The sequence below is a fragment of the Cohnella caldifontis genome (assembly GCF_029360585.1).
Classification (GTDB): domain Bacteria; phylum Bacillota; class Bacilli; order Paenibacillales; family Paenibacillaceae; genus Cohnella; species Cohnella caldifontis.
In genome coordinates, this window is sequence record NZ_JAQZSJ010000027.1 from 36460 (window position 1) to 55340 (window position 18881).

Below are 18881 nucleotides of genomic sequence, written 5' to 3' on the forward strand. Positions count from 1 at the left end.
TGAGATCGTTCATAGGCTTCCTCCTCAGCAGACGCTAACGCTCCGGCGACCGTTCCGACAAACGATCCGGCCGGATGTAGCAGTACAGATAGAAATTGTAGTCTCCCGCATGCGGGAAACAACGCAGGTAGTACCGATGGCGCTCTGTTTGAAAACAAAAGCCGTATACGCCGGAATGCCACGCCCCCGATAATCGGGCCTCCAGATGCGACAGGCAAAAACGGTGCATCTGGCTGCGGCTTTGAAGAAGTCCCTGCTCCGTCAATGCCCGCACAACCGCATCCAGTTCCGCCCGGAAAGCCGGCGTTTTAAGCGTTGGCGCATGATCGAACCAGGTAGACCAGAACGCCTCGCCGCTGCTGCCAAAATAACCGCGCAGGTGCCCGATGCAACCCCGTTCCGTATCCTTCTTTATCGAAGCGGAATAAAAATAGGCCGCGTCCTCCGACACGGCCGTTTGCAGTCTTTCCAGCATGTTCTTTTCCTCCCGGCTGGTATACAAGTGTCCTCTAATGGGTTCCCCCTGTGCCATAATCGTCGTAGCTGGACAAATTGGCATGATAAAAGACGACATCGCCGTCCAGCAGGGAGAACGTTGCCCCGTATGGATCGACGAAGCTTCGCTGAAACCCTTCCATTCGCCACTGATTGTCCAGCGGCGCGTTTTTGTATTGCAGATGCGGGTGGTTCAAGTCTTGATTGCGGATCGTTTCGATGTTGAAATTGACGATGATGTACCCATCCTTCAGAAATACGGGCGCATGGTCGTCCAGCCGGTGCGTGCGGCCGTACTCGGCCAGATTGAAGCCTTTCGGCACCACGTACGGCGCGGCGGGCAAGCTGTATTCGCCAAACCACTTCTGCACCGAAGCGTTGGCGCGGGCCGCATCGATGCCGGAGGGCACCTGCATGCTTCCGACGAACGTCCGAAGCTGAGGCGGCAGCAGCATGATATCGTAGCCGCCCACATACGTCGGCTTCTGCGCATCCTTTACATATTGTTCGATAAACGTCTGCTTCGCTCCGGGCGAACCGTTTAGCGACCAAAGCGTTGCTGCGGTGTCGGTCAACTCCTGCTTCGGCACATTGCGCAGGCGAGCGTCGAGCGTCACATACCGTTTCTCAACATCGTCGCTGGAACCGATGCGAATAAACCGCTGACTGCCTGAATGATAGTAAAGATCGACTTCCTGCCGATTGCGGCCTTTGCTGTCTACGAAGTAAAAGGTTGGCGTGACTTTAATCCCGTCGCCCGAGCCGAACATGTTGCCTTTCGTCATGACTTCGAATTTGACATGGTAACCCGTTTTGACCACAACATTTTTCTTGCCGCTCTCCGAGTGACTGCCTTGCCGTACCGGCAGCACGTAGGGAGGAGTATTTCCTCTCGCCGCGCCGTCAATGCCTTTCGTGCCGACCCAATAGACGTTTCCTGTCGGCGTCGCGCTGCCCTTTTGGGTGCGGAACACCGATTCCCATGCAAAATCGGCAATGTCGGTGATGCGGAAGTCATAAAGGCGGCCGATCACTTCCACCGGAACCACCTGCGTAGCCACATGTTTGGACAAGTCCAGATTAGCATTCATCTGGGATGTGAAGGATGCCGGGCTGTTTTCTGCGAAGGTACGGAATAACACTTCGTAATGGCCCTCGTCCACCCAAACGGGCAAATAGAAGGTCGTCTGCATCTGGCCGACCGGGATGGATACCCACGTGTCCTTGGGGACGAGCGTCGTGCGATCCGCTTTGTACACATCGAACGGAAAGCGTACCTGCTTGTACCTCACATACTTGGCATAATCCCGATTGCCGTAGCCCTTGATGTCCTTGTGCGGGCCGCTTGTCGGAATCGTCACGGTAAAGGGCCGGTCCAGAATAAGCGCGGATCTTCCCGCTGTCGGTGTTGTCTTCTGGTTGTGGTCCTGATCGTCCGACACCGAGGCGTAGTTCACCACCGGCGTATGCACGGTCACCGGATTGATGCCGCCGATCGGAAAGCTCTTGTTTTCTCCGCCGCCAATGCCCTTGACCAGCGTATAAAAGATGGTGCCGGTACTCGGCTGATTCGCTTTGTTCGTTTTGGAAGCGTCAATGAGATAACCTTTGCCGTACAGCACATCCTGACCGATCATCGACGGGGCCGGTATCGCCCCCGGCGTCGGTGCTTTTTCTTCAACGATTCGATTGTCCATAATCGTATTTCCGTTAAAAACGAACGAGTCGTTTTTCACCTTAATCTTGCCGATGGCGCTTTCTGCAGTTGACTTCCAGTCCTCGTTCGGTACGGAAGGCCGGCTGGAACCGCCGGAAATCGTTTGTCCGGGCAGCGTCACATTCGAATAAACCGGATCGGTAATATGCGCGCTGAGCGACGCATCATGCGCGGCGGAAACGGTTGGCGGCGTATAGCCATTCGGCTCCAGTGTAACCGTCCCCGAAGGAAGCGCATAATTGGAGACCGTCGCCTTTTGAATGCTGTACACTTCGAGATTTTGAATCGTCCAGAAGCTGTACTTGCGTTCAATCAAATAGTTTTTGGTGACCGTCTGTGTATCTGAACGCGGAACGGTAATGGTCGTCGGATTCCCGTCCGCATCGGGCGGGCCGGATCGCGTCTCCGTCCAGGTAAGGGTATATGTTTTACTCACCTGAATCGGGTATTGCTTCGTGCCGGTCGTTTCCGTGAACGTGTTTCGGTACAAGTACGATTTGGCCAAAGCGTTCACATACAGGCTCTCTGAAGTCGGAATGCCTTGCAGCACATCAAATTTTTCTGAGCCGCGCGCATCCGCCTGAATGACGGCAGAAACGTTCGGCTCCATCGCTTCGGCCTGCTGGGAATCGCCAGGTTGAGGTTCTCCGCCCCCGTCGCCTTTACGCACCGAATGGTCCGATGTCGAATCCCCCGTATTGCCGTCCACATCCTTCACGACGACGGTGATTTGCACGCTCACTTTGTCTCCGGACGTGAACGGGATTTTGATCGGAATCGTTTTACTCGTTGACGTGCCGGAGAGGGTTCCGGTTTTGTCGCCCGTTTGAACGAGCCTGGCATTTCGAATATCCGTGATCTCGTATGACTTCAAATTCTTTAGCGACTCGACTTCAAAAACAAAATCCCCGTCCACTTCGGTCACGTTTTGGTCGACCGTTTCCGGCGCTTCAATCCGGGACGTGACCGTTACCGAGGAGGGAATTTTGTAAATGCCGATAAAGTTGGAGCCGCCCGATCCCACCAGAATGGAGCGCTCTTTGAGGTTGGGGTCGCCTTTTTCCTGAATGAACAGCTTCTCGTCGGGTTTGGTATTATTTGTAATATAAGATCGGATGATCTCATACGTTTGACCGCCATATGTGACTTGCTCTTCGAACGTATGATTCGCCTCATCCCCGGTAGCGAAAACGCCTTTGTCCACTTCTTTGAGTTTGGTGCCGTCTTCTTTTTGATAGATGGCTTTCACCGGATTGTTCTCCGCATATTCGGCAACCGCGTCCGTTCCGCCCAGATGCACCGTAAAGCTTCGCGTTCGCACCTTCGGATTCGTTTCGGGATTTTCTTGCAGCCAGTCTTTCCGCGTCGGGTCCTGCTTGGGCGATAAATAGGAGCGAACGATCGTATACGTTTTTCCGTTGTCCTCAATCGTTTCGGGAAATTCATGATCGATCGTTTCCCCGACTTTGTATTTGCCCTTTAGAAATGTAACTTCCGGTTTTTGAATGACTGTGCCGTCAACGGTTTTTGCGATGACATCGACGGGAAATTCCGCGCTTCGATAGGGTACATGAATGCCGAAATAATCGTCCAAATCGTCCGGATGCGCCCAAGGTTCGGCCCTCTTGATCTCATCCAACGTATAGAATGGCCCTTTGCGTACGTTGCCGTTTCCGTCGATAGACACCATGATGGCATACAAATATAAGTCGTCGTTGTCTTTGATGTCGCCCATGCCCGCTTTCCACATACCTTCCGTGACGAGCGCCTCGCTGACTTCGTAATAGGTCGTGACAGGCTGGCCGGGGATGGGCGGATTCGGTTCCTGTCCTACTTGCCGTACTTGCTGGTCCAAAAAAGAAGCGCGTTGGCCGCTTCTCGGATCGCCGCACTGCTTGGGCGTCGAATTCGTACATAATTGGTCACGGCGCACCGTCCAACCCACAGTTCTGTATTTAATGGATGACGTTGCAGCCGTACTTGTGATTTCAAAGCTGATTTTTCCTGCCTCGGTTCTTACTTTTGGGATTTCGGCTTTCGCTGTGAAAGGAAAACCCGAAAATAAAAAAGAGCATGCCAGAAGCACGCTCAACGCCGATTTTATGAATTTGTTTTTCTTCATCTATTCCGAGTCCGCCTTTCTGATGAAATAATTGCGGAATAAACTGGCTCCCGGATCGACTTTCAATGTACTGCCCCAATCGCCGCCAACATTCGTGGAAAGGGAAATATCCGCGTAACCTTCGTACCAAACCTGCTTATCGAGTTTGCGATCATTGGGGAACCGCTCATCGTACAGCAAATTTTTACTTTCCGTGAATGAGTTGAATTTGATTCTGAACTTGGAACGTACATAATTATTTCCAAACCCGTCTTTATAAATCATGGAAGGCTCGGGATCAAGGTATCCTTCAATTTGAATCTTGTTTTCTTTAACCCAATCCACATACCGCTGGATGTATTTCAATTCCGCATTGGAGCTTTGCATTTTCGTGGCGAATACCGCCTGCGCCCACGTGTCGTCAATCGTTTTGTAATCTACGTTCAGCCAAAGTGCACCAAACGTTTTCAGTTGGCTCATCCATATATCCACGTTTTTCTTATTGAATTCCGGTATGGTTGAATACAATACCGATGAAACTTTGCTGTCCGTAGGATGCGAGTAGGGATAGGCCATCTCGTAGGCTTCATTCGGCACATCGGCGAGAATGTACGGGTAATCTTTCGCGTTCTTCGGCAAATGGGTTGTGCGAATCAGGCGACCCCATTCATCGTACTTTGCATTGGCGTCTTCTTCTGTGGAAATAAAGACGGTCGATGTCGGACTATCCCAATTCACTTCCGCCCCCAGCGCTTCGCTGACAAAACGCAGCGGGACAAACGTCCGGCCGCCGCTGGTGATCGCCTGCGAATCGAAAGCCACCTCTTTGCCGTTGACGAGCGCCTTGCTATCGCCAATCGTAAGCACAATATGCAGGTCGTCCCGCTCAATCGGTACGGTCATGGTTTCGGGTTCCCAGCCTACGTTCGCGCCCATCTTTTCCGCGATGAATCGAACCGGCACGAGCGTCCGGTCGTTTTCATCGACAAATGCTTGCGCATCGGGAAACCAGATTTTTTGTCCGTCCATGACGACGCTGACAAAGGACGGAGGGTTGCTCGCCGCGCTTGCTGTTACGGTGAACAAGCTGCAAAGCATCGCGGCGGCAAGTCCTGCAATTATCCATTTTCTCACGCCATTTACTCCTCTCTTCATAGGGATCATGACAAGTTTGGAAGATTTCTACTGTCAGGTTCATCATAGAGCCGATCTGACGGCGTGTCCACTTTCCGAAACATCGCTGTCTCGTTAAGATGGCGAGACAGGACAGTCCAGCGGCATATAGCCTTTTTGCGCGGCCGCTTTTTCGCTGGAAAACGTCTCTTCCACCGGATAAGTAAAGCCGCATGTGCTGCGGTAATACACCTTCATGCTTCCTTTCCTGGCTCCGACAATCTCCGGTTTCTTGAGTATTCGGCTACCGCCGAGGGCGTAATTGTTATAAAACTTGCCTCCCATCGGAACGCCCTGGATAAAAGCAAGCACCCCGACGTCATCCACGGTATTGTTCCATTCTTCCTGTGAAATCGTTGGCAATGTAAACGTGTAGGAGAGACCAAATCGGGAAACCGATTCGTTGTGTTTATTGATCCGGTACGCGAGTTCGTCTTCAATTGTGCGGACGATGGTGCTCCGGCGCACCTGCTCAAATCGCTTCGCATCCTTTAATATCGCAATATTCGTCTGCTGCCCGACGTCGGCGCGCAAGCCTTCGTGCCAACTCCGGCTGCCTGCATCGTAAGCGAGGACGAAATCATCCAGCGTAAACGAAAGGCTGTTACCCGATGAATCGGCGTAAGCATACGGCTTTTTCGCTCCCCAAACCGGTTTCCGCTCCGTTTTCCCGTCGGCTCCCGTCCACTCCTCCTCGGCATAGACGTAGAAGCCATCGTAACCAATCACCGCAATAGCCGGGATATACCGACCCAGCACGCCTTGCGCAACGGGATCGTCGGCAATGCCGAAGCTTGTGTACAGCGTTTGATAAAATGCGGCAATCGCCTCGTCCTTGTTCAGCGCCACCCGCTTGGCCAATTCGTATTGCGTCTCCCGCTGCTGATTTGCATTGACGGTCAACATCCGCGCTGCGTCATCCACCGCGGCATCCAGCGCGGCATTATAGCGCAGCTCGGTCAATATCGCCTTCCGCTGCGTTTCGACCTCGATGCGATTCACGGTCGCAAACGGCAGAAAAATAAGCGCCCCGACAATGGCCCATTCAATCAGCCTCATTGCGCACCACCCCGCCGTAAGGAATGAAGATTTTTTCATTCGGACTGATGGCCTGGTTCAGAAAATCGAACAGGATCGTGCCGGGAGTCCGGTTCGTATTTTTGACCGTGACCGCAAACGTGTCGCCGACCCGCAGCTTGTAGCGTCGCGCCGGATCGTCTTTTGCGGCCGCGCTGTTCGGGAAGAGTACAGGCAGGATCTGCGCGTTGTAAAACATGTCGTAGTGCACTTCGTAGCTGTCCCGAAACGTGTCCGGCCTTGTCGGATCGTCGTAAACCGGCACGTACTTTTTGCTTCCGTGTTCCATTTGCACATCGAAGGTGTTGCCCGTTGCCGCAATCGCCTCCATAAAGTCCGTATACATGCTCGGCGACACAAAGCCCTTGTCCCGCACTGCATCCACAAACGTTGTCGTCGCTTTCAATACGACCAGTTCCGAAATATCGTCCTGCTGGTCGAAGGCTGCGGAAATGGGGTAGAGGTAGAGCAAAAGAACGGCAATGAGCGCCGCGAAAACTTTCGAGAAACTGTTCATGGCATTCTCCTTAGCGTAAAGCGAAAATGAGGCGCAGCAGCCGCCCGGACGCATCCCGCTGGGCGACTGCCGTATACCGGGCATTCAGGCGAATGCCGGCGGGGACGAACGGGTCCCGATCGAGCGGCGGCGCGTATCGAACGCCGTCCACCACAATTTCCGCGTCTCCCGTCTCCAGCCGGGCAACGGACTGCGCTACCTCTGCGCCGGATACGGTGCCGTCGCCGGCAATCGGCGAAAACGTCATCTGCATGTTGCGATCCAGCGTCTTTCCCGACACATAGGCGGTGGCGTTCAGCGCGGCCCCGGTTTGAAAGAGCATGAGTCCGCTCGTTGCGGCCATCAGAAAGAGAAGACAGGCCACGCTCATTTCCAGCATCGTTCTGGGTGCATGTTCCATCGGCTTCCTCCTTGAAAACGCCGGGGCGTCCGTCTATACCCGAAAGGACGCCCCGTCAGCGTTGTGATGTCAGTAAAGACGCTTACTGCTGCCGAAACACGATGCCGCGAATGACGTTGCTGCTATCGTGCACCAGTTGCGCCCGAAATTTGCCGCTCGGATTGACGTAGTTGATATTCGCTTCATCGAGTGCATGGCTCAGTTGCCCCGGCGCATCACCAACCACTGAACCGTAGGTCACGCTGTCGATCGGAACACCCGTGTTGATCACCTTGCCATACCACTGACCCGCCGGATTTTTCCCGGTGACAATCTGGATGCCGAACTCTTCTTTATCACTGAACTTGCGCAGCGCGTTGACCACCTGACTGCCCGACAACGTCGTGTTGTCGTACACCGTAAACGCCGTTTGCGACAGCTCCGTCTGGATATTGCTGAAATTGCTTTGCGCCGCCTTGGTGGAGTCTTGCGCGGAAATAAACAGCACGACCGCGAGGGTAATGAGCGCGATGGCAAGAAAAATGCCTGCCGCCATCACGAGTGCTTTTTGCGCGTTGGACATGAACCGATCTCTCCTTTAAATGAAATTTGGAATAAAAAAAGACACTTCCCGTTTGGAAAGCGCCGCAACATGTCCGCTTACTGAATGCGCTGAAGCTGTTCGTAGTAAACGGACATCTGGTGCAAGCTGACGATGACGAGCGGAATGACCAGATAGCCGAAAATGAGGGCCATCATCGGCGCAAACCCGATCCATTTTCCCCAGCCTGCCTTTTGCTCAATCAATTGCTCGTACTCCTGTTTGCGCTGCTCCTGCGCGTAAGCCTGTTCCGACTCCAGGTCGTCGAACGCTTCCCGAATCGGCAAACTTTGCGCCGCCAGTTCCAGCTTTTCGACCGTGCGGACGAACGGCACAAACGGCGCATCCTCTTTCAGCTGCGCCAGCGCCTGATCTGCGCCCTGTTCGAAATGGAGCAAGCAGGTTTGCAGCGGTTCCTTGAACACGCGGGCAAACTGTTCCATCCAGATGAGCAGATGCTCGACCGACATCCGGTCCAGATCCGCCAGCATGGCGATGACGGCATGCAGCTGATCCACTTCATGCTTCATCTCCATCTGCCGCATGCGCCGCTGAAACATCCGAACGCCGACCGGCATGGCGTAGCCGCCCCATCCCGCGAGAGCGGCGAGGAGCGCTTCCCACCACATTACATACTGATTGTCCAGCTTCGTGAGCTTGCCCATAATGCGCCGAGCCGCGGCGCGAAGCTGATCGTCCTGATTCGCCGTCGGCGTTTCGCTGCGGAGCAGGGCCATCACCGTTTCTTCGGTGCGGTGCTTCACCTCCTTTACGCGATCGATGATGCGGCGATCGAGCGCCGCCGCCTCGCGCGCCTTGGCTTCCTCCTCCGGCGAAAGTTGGCCGAACAGGATGCCCGGCTTTACCGGCACATACAGGATTTGATGCCGGCTTGCGGCATGAAGCGTAATAAACATCCCGAGCACTGCCAGAAAAGCCATGCCCCCCGCCACGATGCGCTGCACATAGAGCCATTCCAGCCGAAGCGGCGACGCGGTGTCTTTAAGCAGCTTGACCATGCGGTCAGCTTCCCGGGAACCGGGGGCGGGACCGAAACGATGCACAAGCCAGCGCATCCACGGCCATTCGCAAACCCGTTTCTCCCATCTTTTTCGGCCGGTTGGTTTTGGACTCGCGTCCAGCTCCTGAATGTTCCGCAGCAGGACGTAGGACAGCCATACGACCGCCATCAGGCCGATTTTCACGATCCAGCCGGTCGTGCTCGCATAAAAGGCGTCCATGGCCGGAAAGTAATGGCTGGCCCAAGCTTCGATCGGCCGGGTAAACAAGAGCGGCAACAGCGCGATGGCGGTCAGTCCTTGCAACAGGAAACTGAGGCGCTCGCGGCGCAGCAGTTCCAGATTCAGTTCTGTCGCGAGCTTCCCGAGCGCCTTCAAGTACACGGAACCGGCTGCGGTTCGTTTGTCGCCGTATTCCTTCACCAGATGCGACAGCCCGGCCAAGCCCTGCAAATAGCGGTTCGGCGCGCTCTCGATATACTGCGCCAGCCGCTGCTCGGCGTCGCTTGCCGTGAGCACTTCGTATATTTCGTGTCCGTGCAGCGCCATCTCATACGGCGCGCCGTCCGCCGCTTCATAAATGGCTTCTTCCACCATGCCATGACGATGATAATGATGACGCACATCCGAGAAAAAATGCCGGAGTTGCCGAAGCAGTCGCGTCTCCAGCCGATGGACCAGATTGTCGGAAAGGATTCCGTGGCCAACCCAGAAGCCGATGCCAATCATGCCGAGCGCGGCCGGGTCGCGCACGCCGAGCGCCAGTGGAATAGCCGCCGCGAGCAGCACGCCCCAAATCAGCAGTGCCGTCCGCATCGTCTCCAGCCGCAGCTTCCATTCGTCGCCAAGCTGGAGAATGGTCATTCGTTTGCGAATATGAAGCAAATAAGGGCGCAGGATCGGCACGCGTTCGCAAACGCGATACAACTGCTGCAACACGCTGTGCAGCGCTTGCTTCTTGCGGACTTTGCCCGGTTTGCGCAACGCTTCATACCGCCGAACGGCCTCCACGTCCGAACCGTGGCGGGATACCCATTGAAACGCCGCCACCATCGCAAGGAACAGCACCGTCGCGGCGCCCAGCAACAGGGACAGCCATTCTAGCCTCATCGCTATCCCCCCAGTGAACCGCCAAAAACGCCTCGAACGCCGCCTGGTCCGGCCCGGCGAGGCATGCAGCGATTTCCTTGCGGCTTCGCTCGGACAACGGATGAACGGCGACATAGCGTCCGTCGCGGTACTCGATGACGTTCCGCGCGACGTAAAGCGGTCGGTCCGTCGAGCGGCGGAAATATTCCAGCATCGTCTCCATGAACGCCGTCATTTTCTCCTCGGTCGTCGTTTTGTGGCGAAACGTCTCCGGATAAGCCATCTCCTGCTCCACCGGGACGCATTCGGTAATTCGTTCGATGTAGCGATGTCCGTCCGCGTCCCGCCTGAGGTGAATATCGAAGTTGATGACGCTGACGACCTGCTGCTCGGCCACTTTTTCGTTTGTAAACACCCCTGTCTTCAGCAGCGAGTTGCGCAGCGAATAGACGAGATCGCGGAACGTTTTGGCATGATGCGTAAACAAGGTGAACAGCGACGCGACCTGCGCCATCTGCACCATCCAGTCCGCAACCGGGTCGGTCGCCACTTCTCCCAAAATATTGACCGAGCCGTCCGTTTTTTTCTGGATGTCCAGACCGTCCTGCCCGGAGATCGTTTCCGTTTCCCGCAAGCTTAAAATGTTGCGATCCCGGTATATTTTCCGAAGCTGGAGTTCAAAGCTCATTTCCTGCACCCGAATCGGCAAGATGGCCGGAATGTAGCGCACCATCGCCATCAAGAGCGTCGTCTTGCCGCTGCCCTGCGCGCCGGTAATGGCCGTAATGCGCTCACCCATGACGAGATATCGAATCAGTCCGATAGGCAACTCCGCGTTGTCGTCCTGGATCAACTGTTCGAGCGTGGCGTTTTGCACATCGAATTTGCGCACAAAAAAAGCCCACGATTCGCTGAACCGGGGGCGCAGCACGACGACGCGGGAGCCATCGGCCATTTCGTTCACCTTAAAGCCGTTCGCCTCGGACAATTGGCCGGGAAAATTATGTTTGTACACGTTCTGGCATACGCGCCGGAGTTCTTGCTCCGAGCCGAAGGACAGAAAACTCAAATGAATGGATTTCCCTTTATAAAACAGCCACACGCTGTCATGCGACCTTGGCACCTCGGAAAGCTGCGCTTCTTCCTCCAAGCTCCATTCGCCTTCCCACATCGAGGGCGGGATGCCGGAGACGCCTCCCGATACGCCGTCAATTTTCATGTCGCGGATTTCGTCGATGACGCTAAACCCTTTGTACTGCTGGTATATCCGCTGCACAACGATCTGCGTTTTGTCCTCGGCAGACAGCTTGCGCGCTTCCTGCTTGTAGATGTCGCGGATTTCGTCGGCGGTAATCCGGTACGACTCGGTCTCCTCGTCTTCCATGCTCCGCTTGGGGCGGTCCAGTTCGTATTGGCGGATCAGTTCGTCCAGCGCTCTCAACCGATACTGTTTCTTAAACAGATAGAGCAGGATGTCAAACTGATCTTGCGGCGAGAGCAACTTCGGATCGTCAAAAGGCAGAAGCCGGTTCAGATTATCGTCGTCCAGATTGTAGCGCTGGTCGAGCAAATCGGCGATTACCTGCTTCACATACGCCTTGTCCCGCAAATCCCCGGACGTGCAGCCCCGCAACGCTTTCTTGAGTTCCGCGCGCTTGTTTTTGCGGCGGCGGTATTCTTCTTCCGACAAGCCGAAATCGATCAGGTTGCTGCTTGTCATCTCGTGCAGCGCCTCTTTCACGAACGCGGTCATCGCTTCCAGCGTATAGACCGGTTTTTCGTCCGGCTGTTCCGGCAAGCGGCGGCTCATGCGCAAATAGAGCAGGACGCCTACCGCGATGAGGATGCCCGCCAGAAGCAAAGCGTTCAGCGCGAACATCATCGGTCATCGTCCTCCTTCCCGCCGAAAAGAGGCTTGTTCAGTCCGACGTTGTTGATGATCGCCTGCGCCAATGCCCGCACCTGTTGCATAAAGGGATAGTTTTTATGATCGCGCGGCACCTGCCGGTTGCGAAATAAAAAACGGACGGCTTCTCCTTGTTGGGTCGCATCCAGCCAGCCCGTATTATGGACAATCGGGTACGCAGGCTCCCGCCGATGGAACTGGCGCTTGATATTCTTAACGGTCAAAGCGGAGCGAGGATCGTATTGTCCGAATACAAGCAAATGCTTCCGGTCGGACTGAAGCTGCGCCTCCATCAGCGGAAAGGCCTGCTCCAGCTTGAGCGCGTTTTGAGGCAGACAGACGACCAGCAAATTCGCCTGACGCAGCAGCGCCTGTGTCCACGCCGAAAGGTTGCCGCTTCCGCCGTCCAGCAATAACAGATCGTAAGCGCGACTTGTCAATTCCAAAAGGGGCGCAAGCCAGTCCTGTGCGGCGGAAACAAACGATGCATCCGGCTTGTTCGATCCCGGAAGGATGTCGAGTCGATCGGCGAGCAGCGGCAGCGTGTAATCCCGCAACCTGTTCGGTTCCAGCTTGCGGTTTTGCAAAAGCCTGAGCAGCGCGTCGATGCCCGCGTCAGACGGGGCGTCCGCTCTGCTCATCCAGGAACGTCTCGGGTAAAAGCCGCGTTCGATGGCCGCGTATTCGCTTTGCAAATGCCCAAGCAACAAAAGGCGCGAGGAGTATTCCAATCCGAGCAGCGCCGCGGCGGCAATCAGGTTGCTCGTCGTACCGGCCTGTCCCGAAACCGGACTCCAAAACACCACGGTATAACCCATTTGCTTCATCTCCTTTCGTGCAACATTCCTGGATTCACCCGCGCCTTCGGGACCGCGCCCATGCCCGCCGGGCGGTTTTGGCATCGCACTCAAACAACTGTTGCAGCATGTCCAGCACGTTCCGGCGATACGCCCCGGACAGCCGCCTGATGTCGATGCGGCCATGATGCTGGTTGTCAAGTTCGACCGACATATCCCGTTCGTCCAGCGGAAAGCGGAACACGGTGTCCTCCCAACGTATCGCCTGCTGCGGCAGCAGCGAATCGATATACGACTCGGGTATGGCGATCGGCAGAGTGGGAGCAATCAGTTTGTAAAACGAAAGCGGCTGACCTTCCGCTTCGTGAAGGCACAGCCGCTGCATCAGTTCCGCGTTTTTATGCATGCCGAGTCGGCTCCAATTGCTGCACCAAACCCGCTTGTCGTAGCCCGGCAACTCCCGTCCTTTCACAAATTCGGTGTAATCGGTGTCGAGCAGCATGACATCGTATGCTGTTTCGCCTCCGGCTTGAAACAAAGAACGTTCCAATTGCGCTGGCGTGATGAGCCCGGTCGCCACATCGATGCCTTCAAACTCCCGCAGCGAACAGCCGAAATCCGTTCGCGGCAAATAGCCTTGCATGGACTGGGCAAGGGTGGAATCCACGATCAGCACCTTTCGCTCCATCGCCGTGAGCAGCTTGCCCAGCACAAGGAGCAGGTGGCTTTTGTCCGGCGCGCCAAAAAATACGACTTTTTTCATGACGGCCTCCTTCACTGATTAAGTATTTGCTCCAATTTATCCACTTTTGCAGTCTCTCCAGACGGCGAAGCTGGTGCCGGATCTGTTGAAACAGATGATGTAGACTCCGCTGACGTTTCCGGCCGATTCTCACTCGTCGTTGTCGGAACGGAAGAGGAGGGCAGCGGCTGCGCTGCTGGCGGTTCCTGATCGACCGTAACCGTTGCGCCTGCCGGTGGCGGCGATGGGGTCGCCTCATGCATGGCATTGCCTTGCTGCGTGACAATCCGTTCGTTTTGCAATTGCTGCTGAACCGTTACGCTGCCGCTCGTTACGCGCAGTTTGTCCGACTCGCTCATCGCCTTCAGGTTGTCGTCCAGTGTCGTTCGCAGTTGGCGGGCAAGCTCGGTTGTCGCTTTTTCGAGCAGGTTCGGATCATGTTCCATCAAATCGAGCACCTTCGGATTGGCGGGATAATTGACTACCGCCGATTCCTGCAAGCCCGGCTCGATGTAGGGCAGGGCATACAGCCGCGCGCCTTGCAAGTAGGCATCGATGATCGCGCTTGAAGTCCGTAATATATCCAGCTCGTTCATTTCCAGCCAGATGACATTGCCGGACAACTCCCGCGCCTTCTTCTTCGACAGCAAGATAAAATCCTCGCCGGTCGGGAAGTTGATTCGCACGTCGATGTACTGTCCCTTTTGCAGATTGGAGGGAAGCTGAATGACATGAAACTCCTGCACACGCAAATCCTTCGGGATCGGCGCGCTCTCGTACAGCATGGAAGGCATCAACGGCGTGCCTGGCTGTAATTCGATTTTGGCGCTTTTGCCGATGACCGCATTCTGATCGGCAATCATCCCTTGCGGCACCAGATTCGCAGGCATCGGGACAGACTTGAGGTCTTCCGCCTTCACCGTGTCACCGGCAGGAATGGTGCGCGCTACAGTCCAAACGCTTCTGCGCGATTGTTCCTTTATCGATTTCAGTTCTTCGATTTGCTTTTCATAATGTTCCTTCATTTGCTGCTGTTTCTGCTCTTGCTCAGATTGCTTAATCAGAGAATAGATGGCCGCAGCCGCAAGTAAACAAACGCTTACGGCAATCGCGACGATTATAAGCGTCTTGCGGTGCCGATACGTCCACGACATCGCTCACGTCTCCTTTCTCCTTTATATGGAATTTCATCTCTTACCGGGCTTCGTCACGGCGCTTCGGCTTTTGCCGAGTTCCAATCTGATGCTGCTCCAGTTTTTCTTGCGCCCATGCAGGCATATGCTCCGGTTTTATCAGACCCATAAAATCCTCCCGATTCCAGCGAGCCTCTTCACTGGTATACAGATTGATCACGTAGACGGCGCGACCTCGGGAATTGGCAGAGGTGCCAAAACCGCTTAGTGCCAGCACAAGCTGGTTAACAGCGGTGCGATATTCGGGTCGCAACCGTTCCGGCCGGATGACAACAACCTGGTTGTCAATGCGCATGTCTTCGCGAATCGGCTGGCATTGGGCTTGGGTAAGGGGAGATAGGGGCACCTTGACACTGGCCCTTTCTTCTTTGAGATCCTCCAGCTCCCATTGCACGCGGGAAACAAAGTCATGCACGGCTTCAAGATAATCCGCGCCGGTTGCAAACCCGTAAAATTGCTCGACACCCAACGAATTGTTTCGGGTGCAGGTACAAACCATGTGCGGACGTTCGGCATTGGTTTCGTCTATGCCAAGCAGCACTTCCACCTTCCCGATGGAGATGGCCTGAACGACTTCATAGTTGTCCACCATTCGCTTTATTTCTTCCATTGTCCGTCCTCATTTCCTGGAAAATTGCGGTGATTCTTCGTTCCCCGGCTTCGCTTTGATTGACCGGCTTCACGAGATTTCTTGTTTCGCGTGCGCGGCTGCTCGGTCTCATCCTCCAAAACTTCAAAGCGGTTGAAACCCGGCTTTTCTTGCATCAGGCGCTCATATTGACGACGCCTCCCTTTCGTGAAATACACCATGAATCGCCTCCCCAAAAATGGGCATAAAAAAGCTCTCCGTCCTAGGGGAGAGTGCCTGCCGAACAGGATACAGATTAACGTTCCTGTTCCCGTTGCCGCTTTTTATACCAGCTTTCGAGCAGTTGAACGATCAGGTCTTCCCTTTGCTTTTCAGTAAACTCCCTCGGAAAGAAGCGATCGATCCGCTCGCGTTGGATGGTCATCTTTTCTTTCTGGTTCGGCTTTTCCTCCGTGAGAATCGAGAAAATCACATCCACATTAAGCCGCCCGTCCTGGCTCAGCTTTTTCATGCGTTGCGCCTGCGCTAGCGAGGGAGTGCAGTCCTCGGACTGCATCGTTTCGTACAGGGCTTTCTGTTCTTCTTCGTCCAAGTAAGAAAGCTCTACGGCCGGATTAAAGGCAATTCGTTTATCATCCACCATTTCGAGAATGTAGGGGGTCAGTTCGGTAAGGCGGATGTAGCGTTGAATTTGTCTACCGCTTTCTCCAACTTCTCGACCAAGAACATCGGCACTTTCCAACTTCCCGACAACTTGTCGGGAAGTTAAGTCGGTTCGTTGTCCTTGCCGATTCATCGCCTCCATCTTCATTTTATAGGCATAGGCTTTCTCGCTTGGCGAAATATTTTCTCGTTGCAGGTTGCTGTCCACCATAATGATGGTTGCCTGATCGTCGTCCAGTTCGCGAACGATACAAGGCATCATTTCTCTGCCCGCCAATTCACTGGCTTTCTTACGCCGATGACCGGCTACCATTTCATAGCTGCCGTCTGTCTTTGGACGAACCAGACCGGGAACCAGTACACCATATTGCTTTATGCTTTCTGCCATTTCCAGCATCTCTTCATCCGCCTTCACCTTGAACGGATGGCCGGGAAAATCGCTGATTTCCGACAAAGGTATCTCCATCACCTTTTCCCGCTGCTGCTCGGCGCGGCTCTCCTCAGTGGAGAATAAATCAGCGACTGTGGTCAGTTTGATGCTGGCGCGCATGTCGTCTTTCGCTGCCAATGCCTTGCACCTCCTTTGTAAAGGCGGCATAAGCCTTTGCCGTTTGACCATTGGGGTCATGGGCATAAATGCTTTTTCCCTTGGCGCTGGTTTCCGCCGCGCGAATGGATAATGGAATCTCTGTGTTAAATACACGTAACATGTCTCCGTAGTCCCGCCGAAGAATGAAGGAGATATCTTTGGCAAATTTTGTCCGACTGTCAATCATCGTGAGCAGCACACCGTCCAAAACCAATTTTGGATTGATCTGCCTGCGCACACGGGCAATAGTCTGCAACAGTTGAGTCATTCCTTTGACCGGCAAATAATGCGCCTGCACTGGAATAATGACGCTGTCCGCTGCCGCCAACGCGTTGATGGTCAACATGCCAAGACTCGGCATGCAATCGATCAGCACGTAATCGTAATCGGCTTTAACCGAATCGATGTACGAACGTAAAATCGTTTCTCTGCTCATCGTATTGACGAGCGATACTTCAACAGCAGACAGTTCAATGTTGCCTGGCATCAGGTCAACGCCTTCATGGTGATGCAAAATACCTTCCCGCGCTTCATAGGATTCTTCGAGCATCTTTTTCGCCAGCAATGTGGCTAAAGATACTGACAGATTATCCGGTTCGTGGAACCCTAACGAATCCGTCAGGTTGCCTTGAGCGTCCGCATCGACCAGCAAAACCTTTTTTCCATCGCCAGCCAAACCTATCCCCAGATTGACCGCCGTTGTGGTCTTGCCCACGCCGCCTTTCTGATTGGCGAGTGCGATCACCTTGGACATCCTACATTTCTCCTTTCACACAAAAAGCCGGCTGCGCTGAATATTTCAGGGCAACCGGCTGTTTGAATAGTATCTATATAAAAAGGGAACGCCGCAAAAAGGGCGTTCTCCTGAACTTTCATATATAAGGCCTCTAATCATAGCTTTAGCGAACTTTCGGTATTGCAGAGCCACAAATTGATTGAACGGCTCTCTACTAATTAATTCAACTATCGTTCCCAGTTAGCGTAATCGACCAACAACAACGAAGGGCTGAAGGACCTCCCTGATCAGCCTTATCTCCAATCGGTTGGTGTTCACTTTTTTAACCGTAACCCGTTCAATAAACCAACAAATTGCTTTTTGGTCGCTGCCTTCTTATCATGCTTTGAAAATTCCAGTACGTAAATAATTTTGTCTTGTATCGGGATGACAGCGAAATAGACGTCATGTGTGCCGGTCAGTCCGGAGGCGGCTGTACCGTTGTCAGCGTCGAGCGTATATAGCTTGCCGCTTCCGATGGGAGTTTCGATCGCTTCTTCACTTGTGGTTTCGCTATGGTCGGGCTTATAAAATTTGAAGTCAAAATCGTCAGCATACGGGTACGTGACAACACTCCCGAGATTAACTCCGTTCTCGTCGGTGATGGATGCGTTAAAGCGGTCTCCGGTACTCAAGTTCCATCCCTTCGGCAGGGGCAGTTCCAAATTAGAGACATCGTAATCTGAATCCGTAATCGGTTGATCGAATTTCGATTCACTGACGAATTCTTTTCCGTCCCATACAAAGGATTGTATGACGTCTTTTCCAATACTATTGTCATAAAACGTGCTTGAAAAACCCAATTTGTTTTTAGCTAACTTGGTGGAATAACGCCCAGTACCGCTCATGAATATTTCGTGATGCCCCTTAATAGGCAACTCTTCGATTCGTCCAGACTTATCAAGCGTAAACAGTTTAAATATACCACCGTTACTCGATGCATATTGACCAATGGTAAAGTCGATATTCCCATCCCCGTTGTAATCATCGAAATCGATGTCAAAGAACGAGTTGAACACTATTTCATCATTAAAATAACCGTTTAATTCGACGGCACTTTTCACTTCGCCGTTTTCATTTGAAAGCTGGATTTGGAATTCCCCTTTCCAATTGCGACCCATTAAAGGCCCTGGGGACCAGTCTTCGAAATACTTTCCATTAGTAAGTACCACACTCAAGTATTCTTGCTTTTTTGTAATCGGGAATAGATCGTTCCTTGACAATGTGAGTGGTCCCGTTACAAGGATTGTGTTGGATGCGGCTGTAAGCGAAGGTTGGATTGGATTTGCTGTTGCCGCGTATAAAGGAGTCGGTGAATTTGTGATGTTTGATGTCGCCTCGGAGCACGCAGTTAATAGCAGTGCGGGTACCATTGCATAAAACAATTTTTTCATATTACATTATGCTCCTTTAAATAGGGCTTGCTGAACGGGTCGCTTTTTAGGGCATCACGGGCAAG

17 protein-coding genes are annotated in these 18881 nt (G+C 53.7%); all 17 read right to left on the reverse strand.

Annotated elements, in window-relative coordinates; all coding sequences use genetic code 11:
• Positions 1-34: 34 nt before the first annotated feature.
• Positions 35-475, reverse strand: a complete 441-nt coding sequence (locus tag PTZ19_RS23650; protein WP_274364790.1) for a hypothetical protein — start codon at positions 473-475, stop codon at positions 35-37.
• A gap of 34 nt (positions 476-509) precedes the next feature.
• Positions 510-4334, reverse strand: a complete 3825-nt coding sequence (locus PTZ19_RS23655; protein WP_276358087.1) for a DUF5704 domain-containing protein — start codon at positions 4332-4334, stop codon at positions 510-512.
• Positions 4335-5447 (reverse strand): copper amine oxidase N-terminal domain-containing protein, encoded by a 1113-nt coding sequence (locus PTZ19_RS23660; protein WP_276358088.1) that lies wholly within the window; start codon positions 5445-5447, stop codon positions 4335-4337.
• A 114-nt stretch (positions 5448-5561) separates the two neighbouring features.
• Positions 5562-6545, reverse strand: coding sequence for a hypothetical protein (locus tag PTZ19_RS23665; protein WP_276358089.1), 984 nt, complete (start codon positions 6543-6545; stop codon positions 5562-5564).
• Entirely contained in the window at positions 6532-7080 is a 549-nt protein-coding gene (locus PTZ19_RS23670; RefSeq protein WP_276358091.1) for a hypothetical protein, read from the reverse strand. Before PTZ19_RS23670 ends, PTZ19_RS23665 begins: the two co-directional genes overlap by 14 nt.
• A 10-nt stretch (positions 7081-7090) precedes the next feature.
• Positions 7091-7480: a hypothetical protein gene (locus PTZ19_RS23675; protein WP_148456352.1), complete on the reverse strand. Its 390-nt coding sequence runs from the start codon at positions 7478-7480 to the stop codon at positions 7091-7093.
• An 82-nt stretch (positions 7481-7562) separates the two neighbouring features.
• Positions 7563-8042, reverse strand: a complete 480-nt coding sequence (locus PTZ19_RS23680; protein WP_148456349.1) for an ABC transporter permease — start codon at positions 8040-8042, stop codon at positions 7563-7565.
• A 77-nt stretch (positions 8043-8119) separates the two neighbouring features.
• Complete coding sequence (locus PTZ19_RS23685) at positions 8120-10132, reverse strand: hypothetical protein (protein ID WP_276358101.1); 2013 nt, start codon at positions 10130-10132, stop codon at positions 8120-8122.
• Positions 10068-12050, reverse strand: coding sequence for an ATPase, T2SS/T4P/T4SS family (locus PTZ19_RS23690; protein WP_276358092.1), 1983 nt, complete (start codon positions 12048-12050; stop codon positions 10068-10070). Before PTZ19_RS23690 ends, PTZ19_RS23685 begins: the two co-directional genes overlap by 65 nt.
• Entirely contained in the window at positions 12047-12976 is a 930-nt protein-coding gene (locus PTZ19_RS23695; RefSeq protein WP_276358102.1) for a MinD/ParA family ATP-binding protein, read from the reverse strand. Before PTZ19_RS23695 ends, PTZ19_RS23690 begins: the two co-directional genes overlap by 4 nt.
• Complete coding sequence (locus tag PTZ19_RS23700) at positions 12927-13634, reverse strand: hypothetical protein (RefSeq protein WP_276358093.1); 708 nt, start codon at positions 13632-13634, stop codon at positions 12927-12929. Before PTZ19_RS23700 ends, PTZ19_RS23695 begins: the two co-directional genes overlap by 50 nt.
• An 11-nt stretch (positions 13635-13645) precedes the next feature.
• Positions 13646-14767, reverse strand: coding sequence for an SAF domain-containing protein (locus PTZ19_RS23705; RefSeq protein WP_276358094.1), 1122 nt, complete (start codon positions 14765-14767; stop codon positions 13646-13648).
• Between the two features lie 40 nt (positions 14768-14807).
• Positions 14808-15398 (reverse strand): hypothetical protein, encoded by a 591-nt coding sequence (locus tag PTZ19_RS23710; RefSeq protein ID WP_276358095.1) that lies wholly within the window; start codon positions 15396-15398, stop codon positions 14808-14810.
• Between the two features lie 5 nt (positions 15399-15403).
• Positions 15404-15616, reverse strand: coding sequence for a hypothetical protein (locus PTZ19_RS23715; protein ID WP_276358096.1), 213 nt, complete (start codon positions 15614-15616; stop codon positions 15404-15406).
• A gap of 74 nt (positions 15617-15690) precedes the next feature.
• A complete protein-coding gene (locus PTZ19_RS23720) occupies positions 15691-16626 on the reverse strand; it encodes a ParB/RepB/Spo0J family partition protein (protein WP_479686552.1) in 936 nt (311 codons plus the stop codon).
• Positions 16574-17401 carry a ParA family protein gene (locus PTZ19_RS23725; RefSeq protein WP_276358097.1) on the reverse strand — a complete coding sequence of 276 codons (828 nt, stop codon included), beginning with the start codon at positions 17399-17401 and terminating at the stop codon, positions 16574-16576. The genes PTZ19_RS23720 and PTZ19_RS23725 overlap by 53 nt, the downstream gene beginning before the upstream one ends.
• A 296-nt stretch (positions 17402-17697) precedes the next feature.
• Positions 17698-18816: a hypothetical protein gene (locus tag PTZ19_RS23730; protein WP_276358098.1), complete on the reverse strand. Its 1119-nt coding sequence runs from the start codon at positions 18814-18816 to the stop codon at positions 17698-17700.
• Positions 18817-18881: the final 65 nt, after the last annotated feature.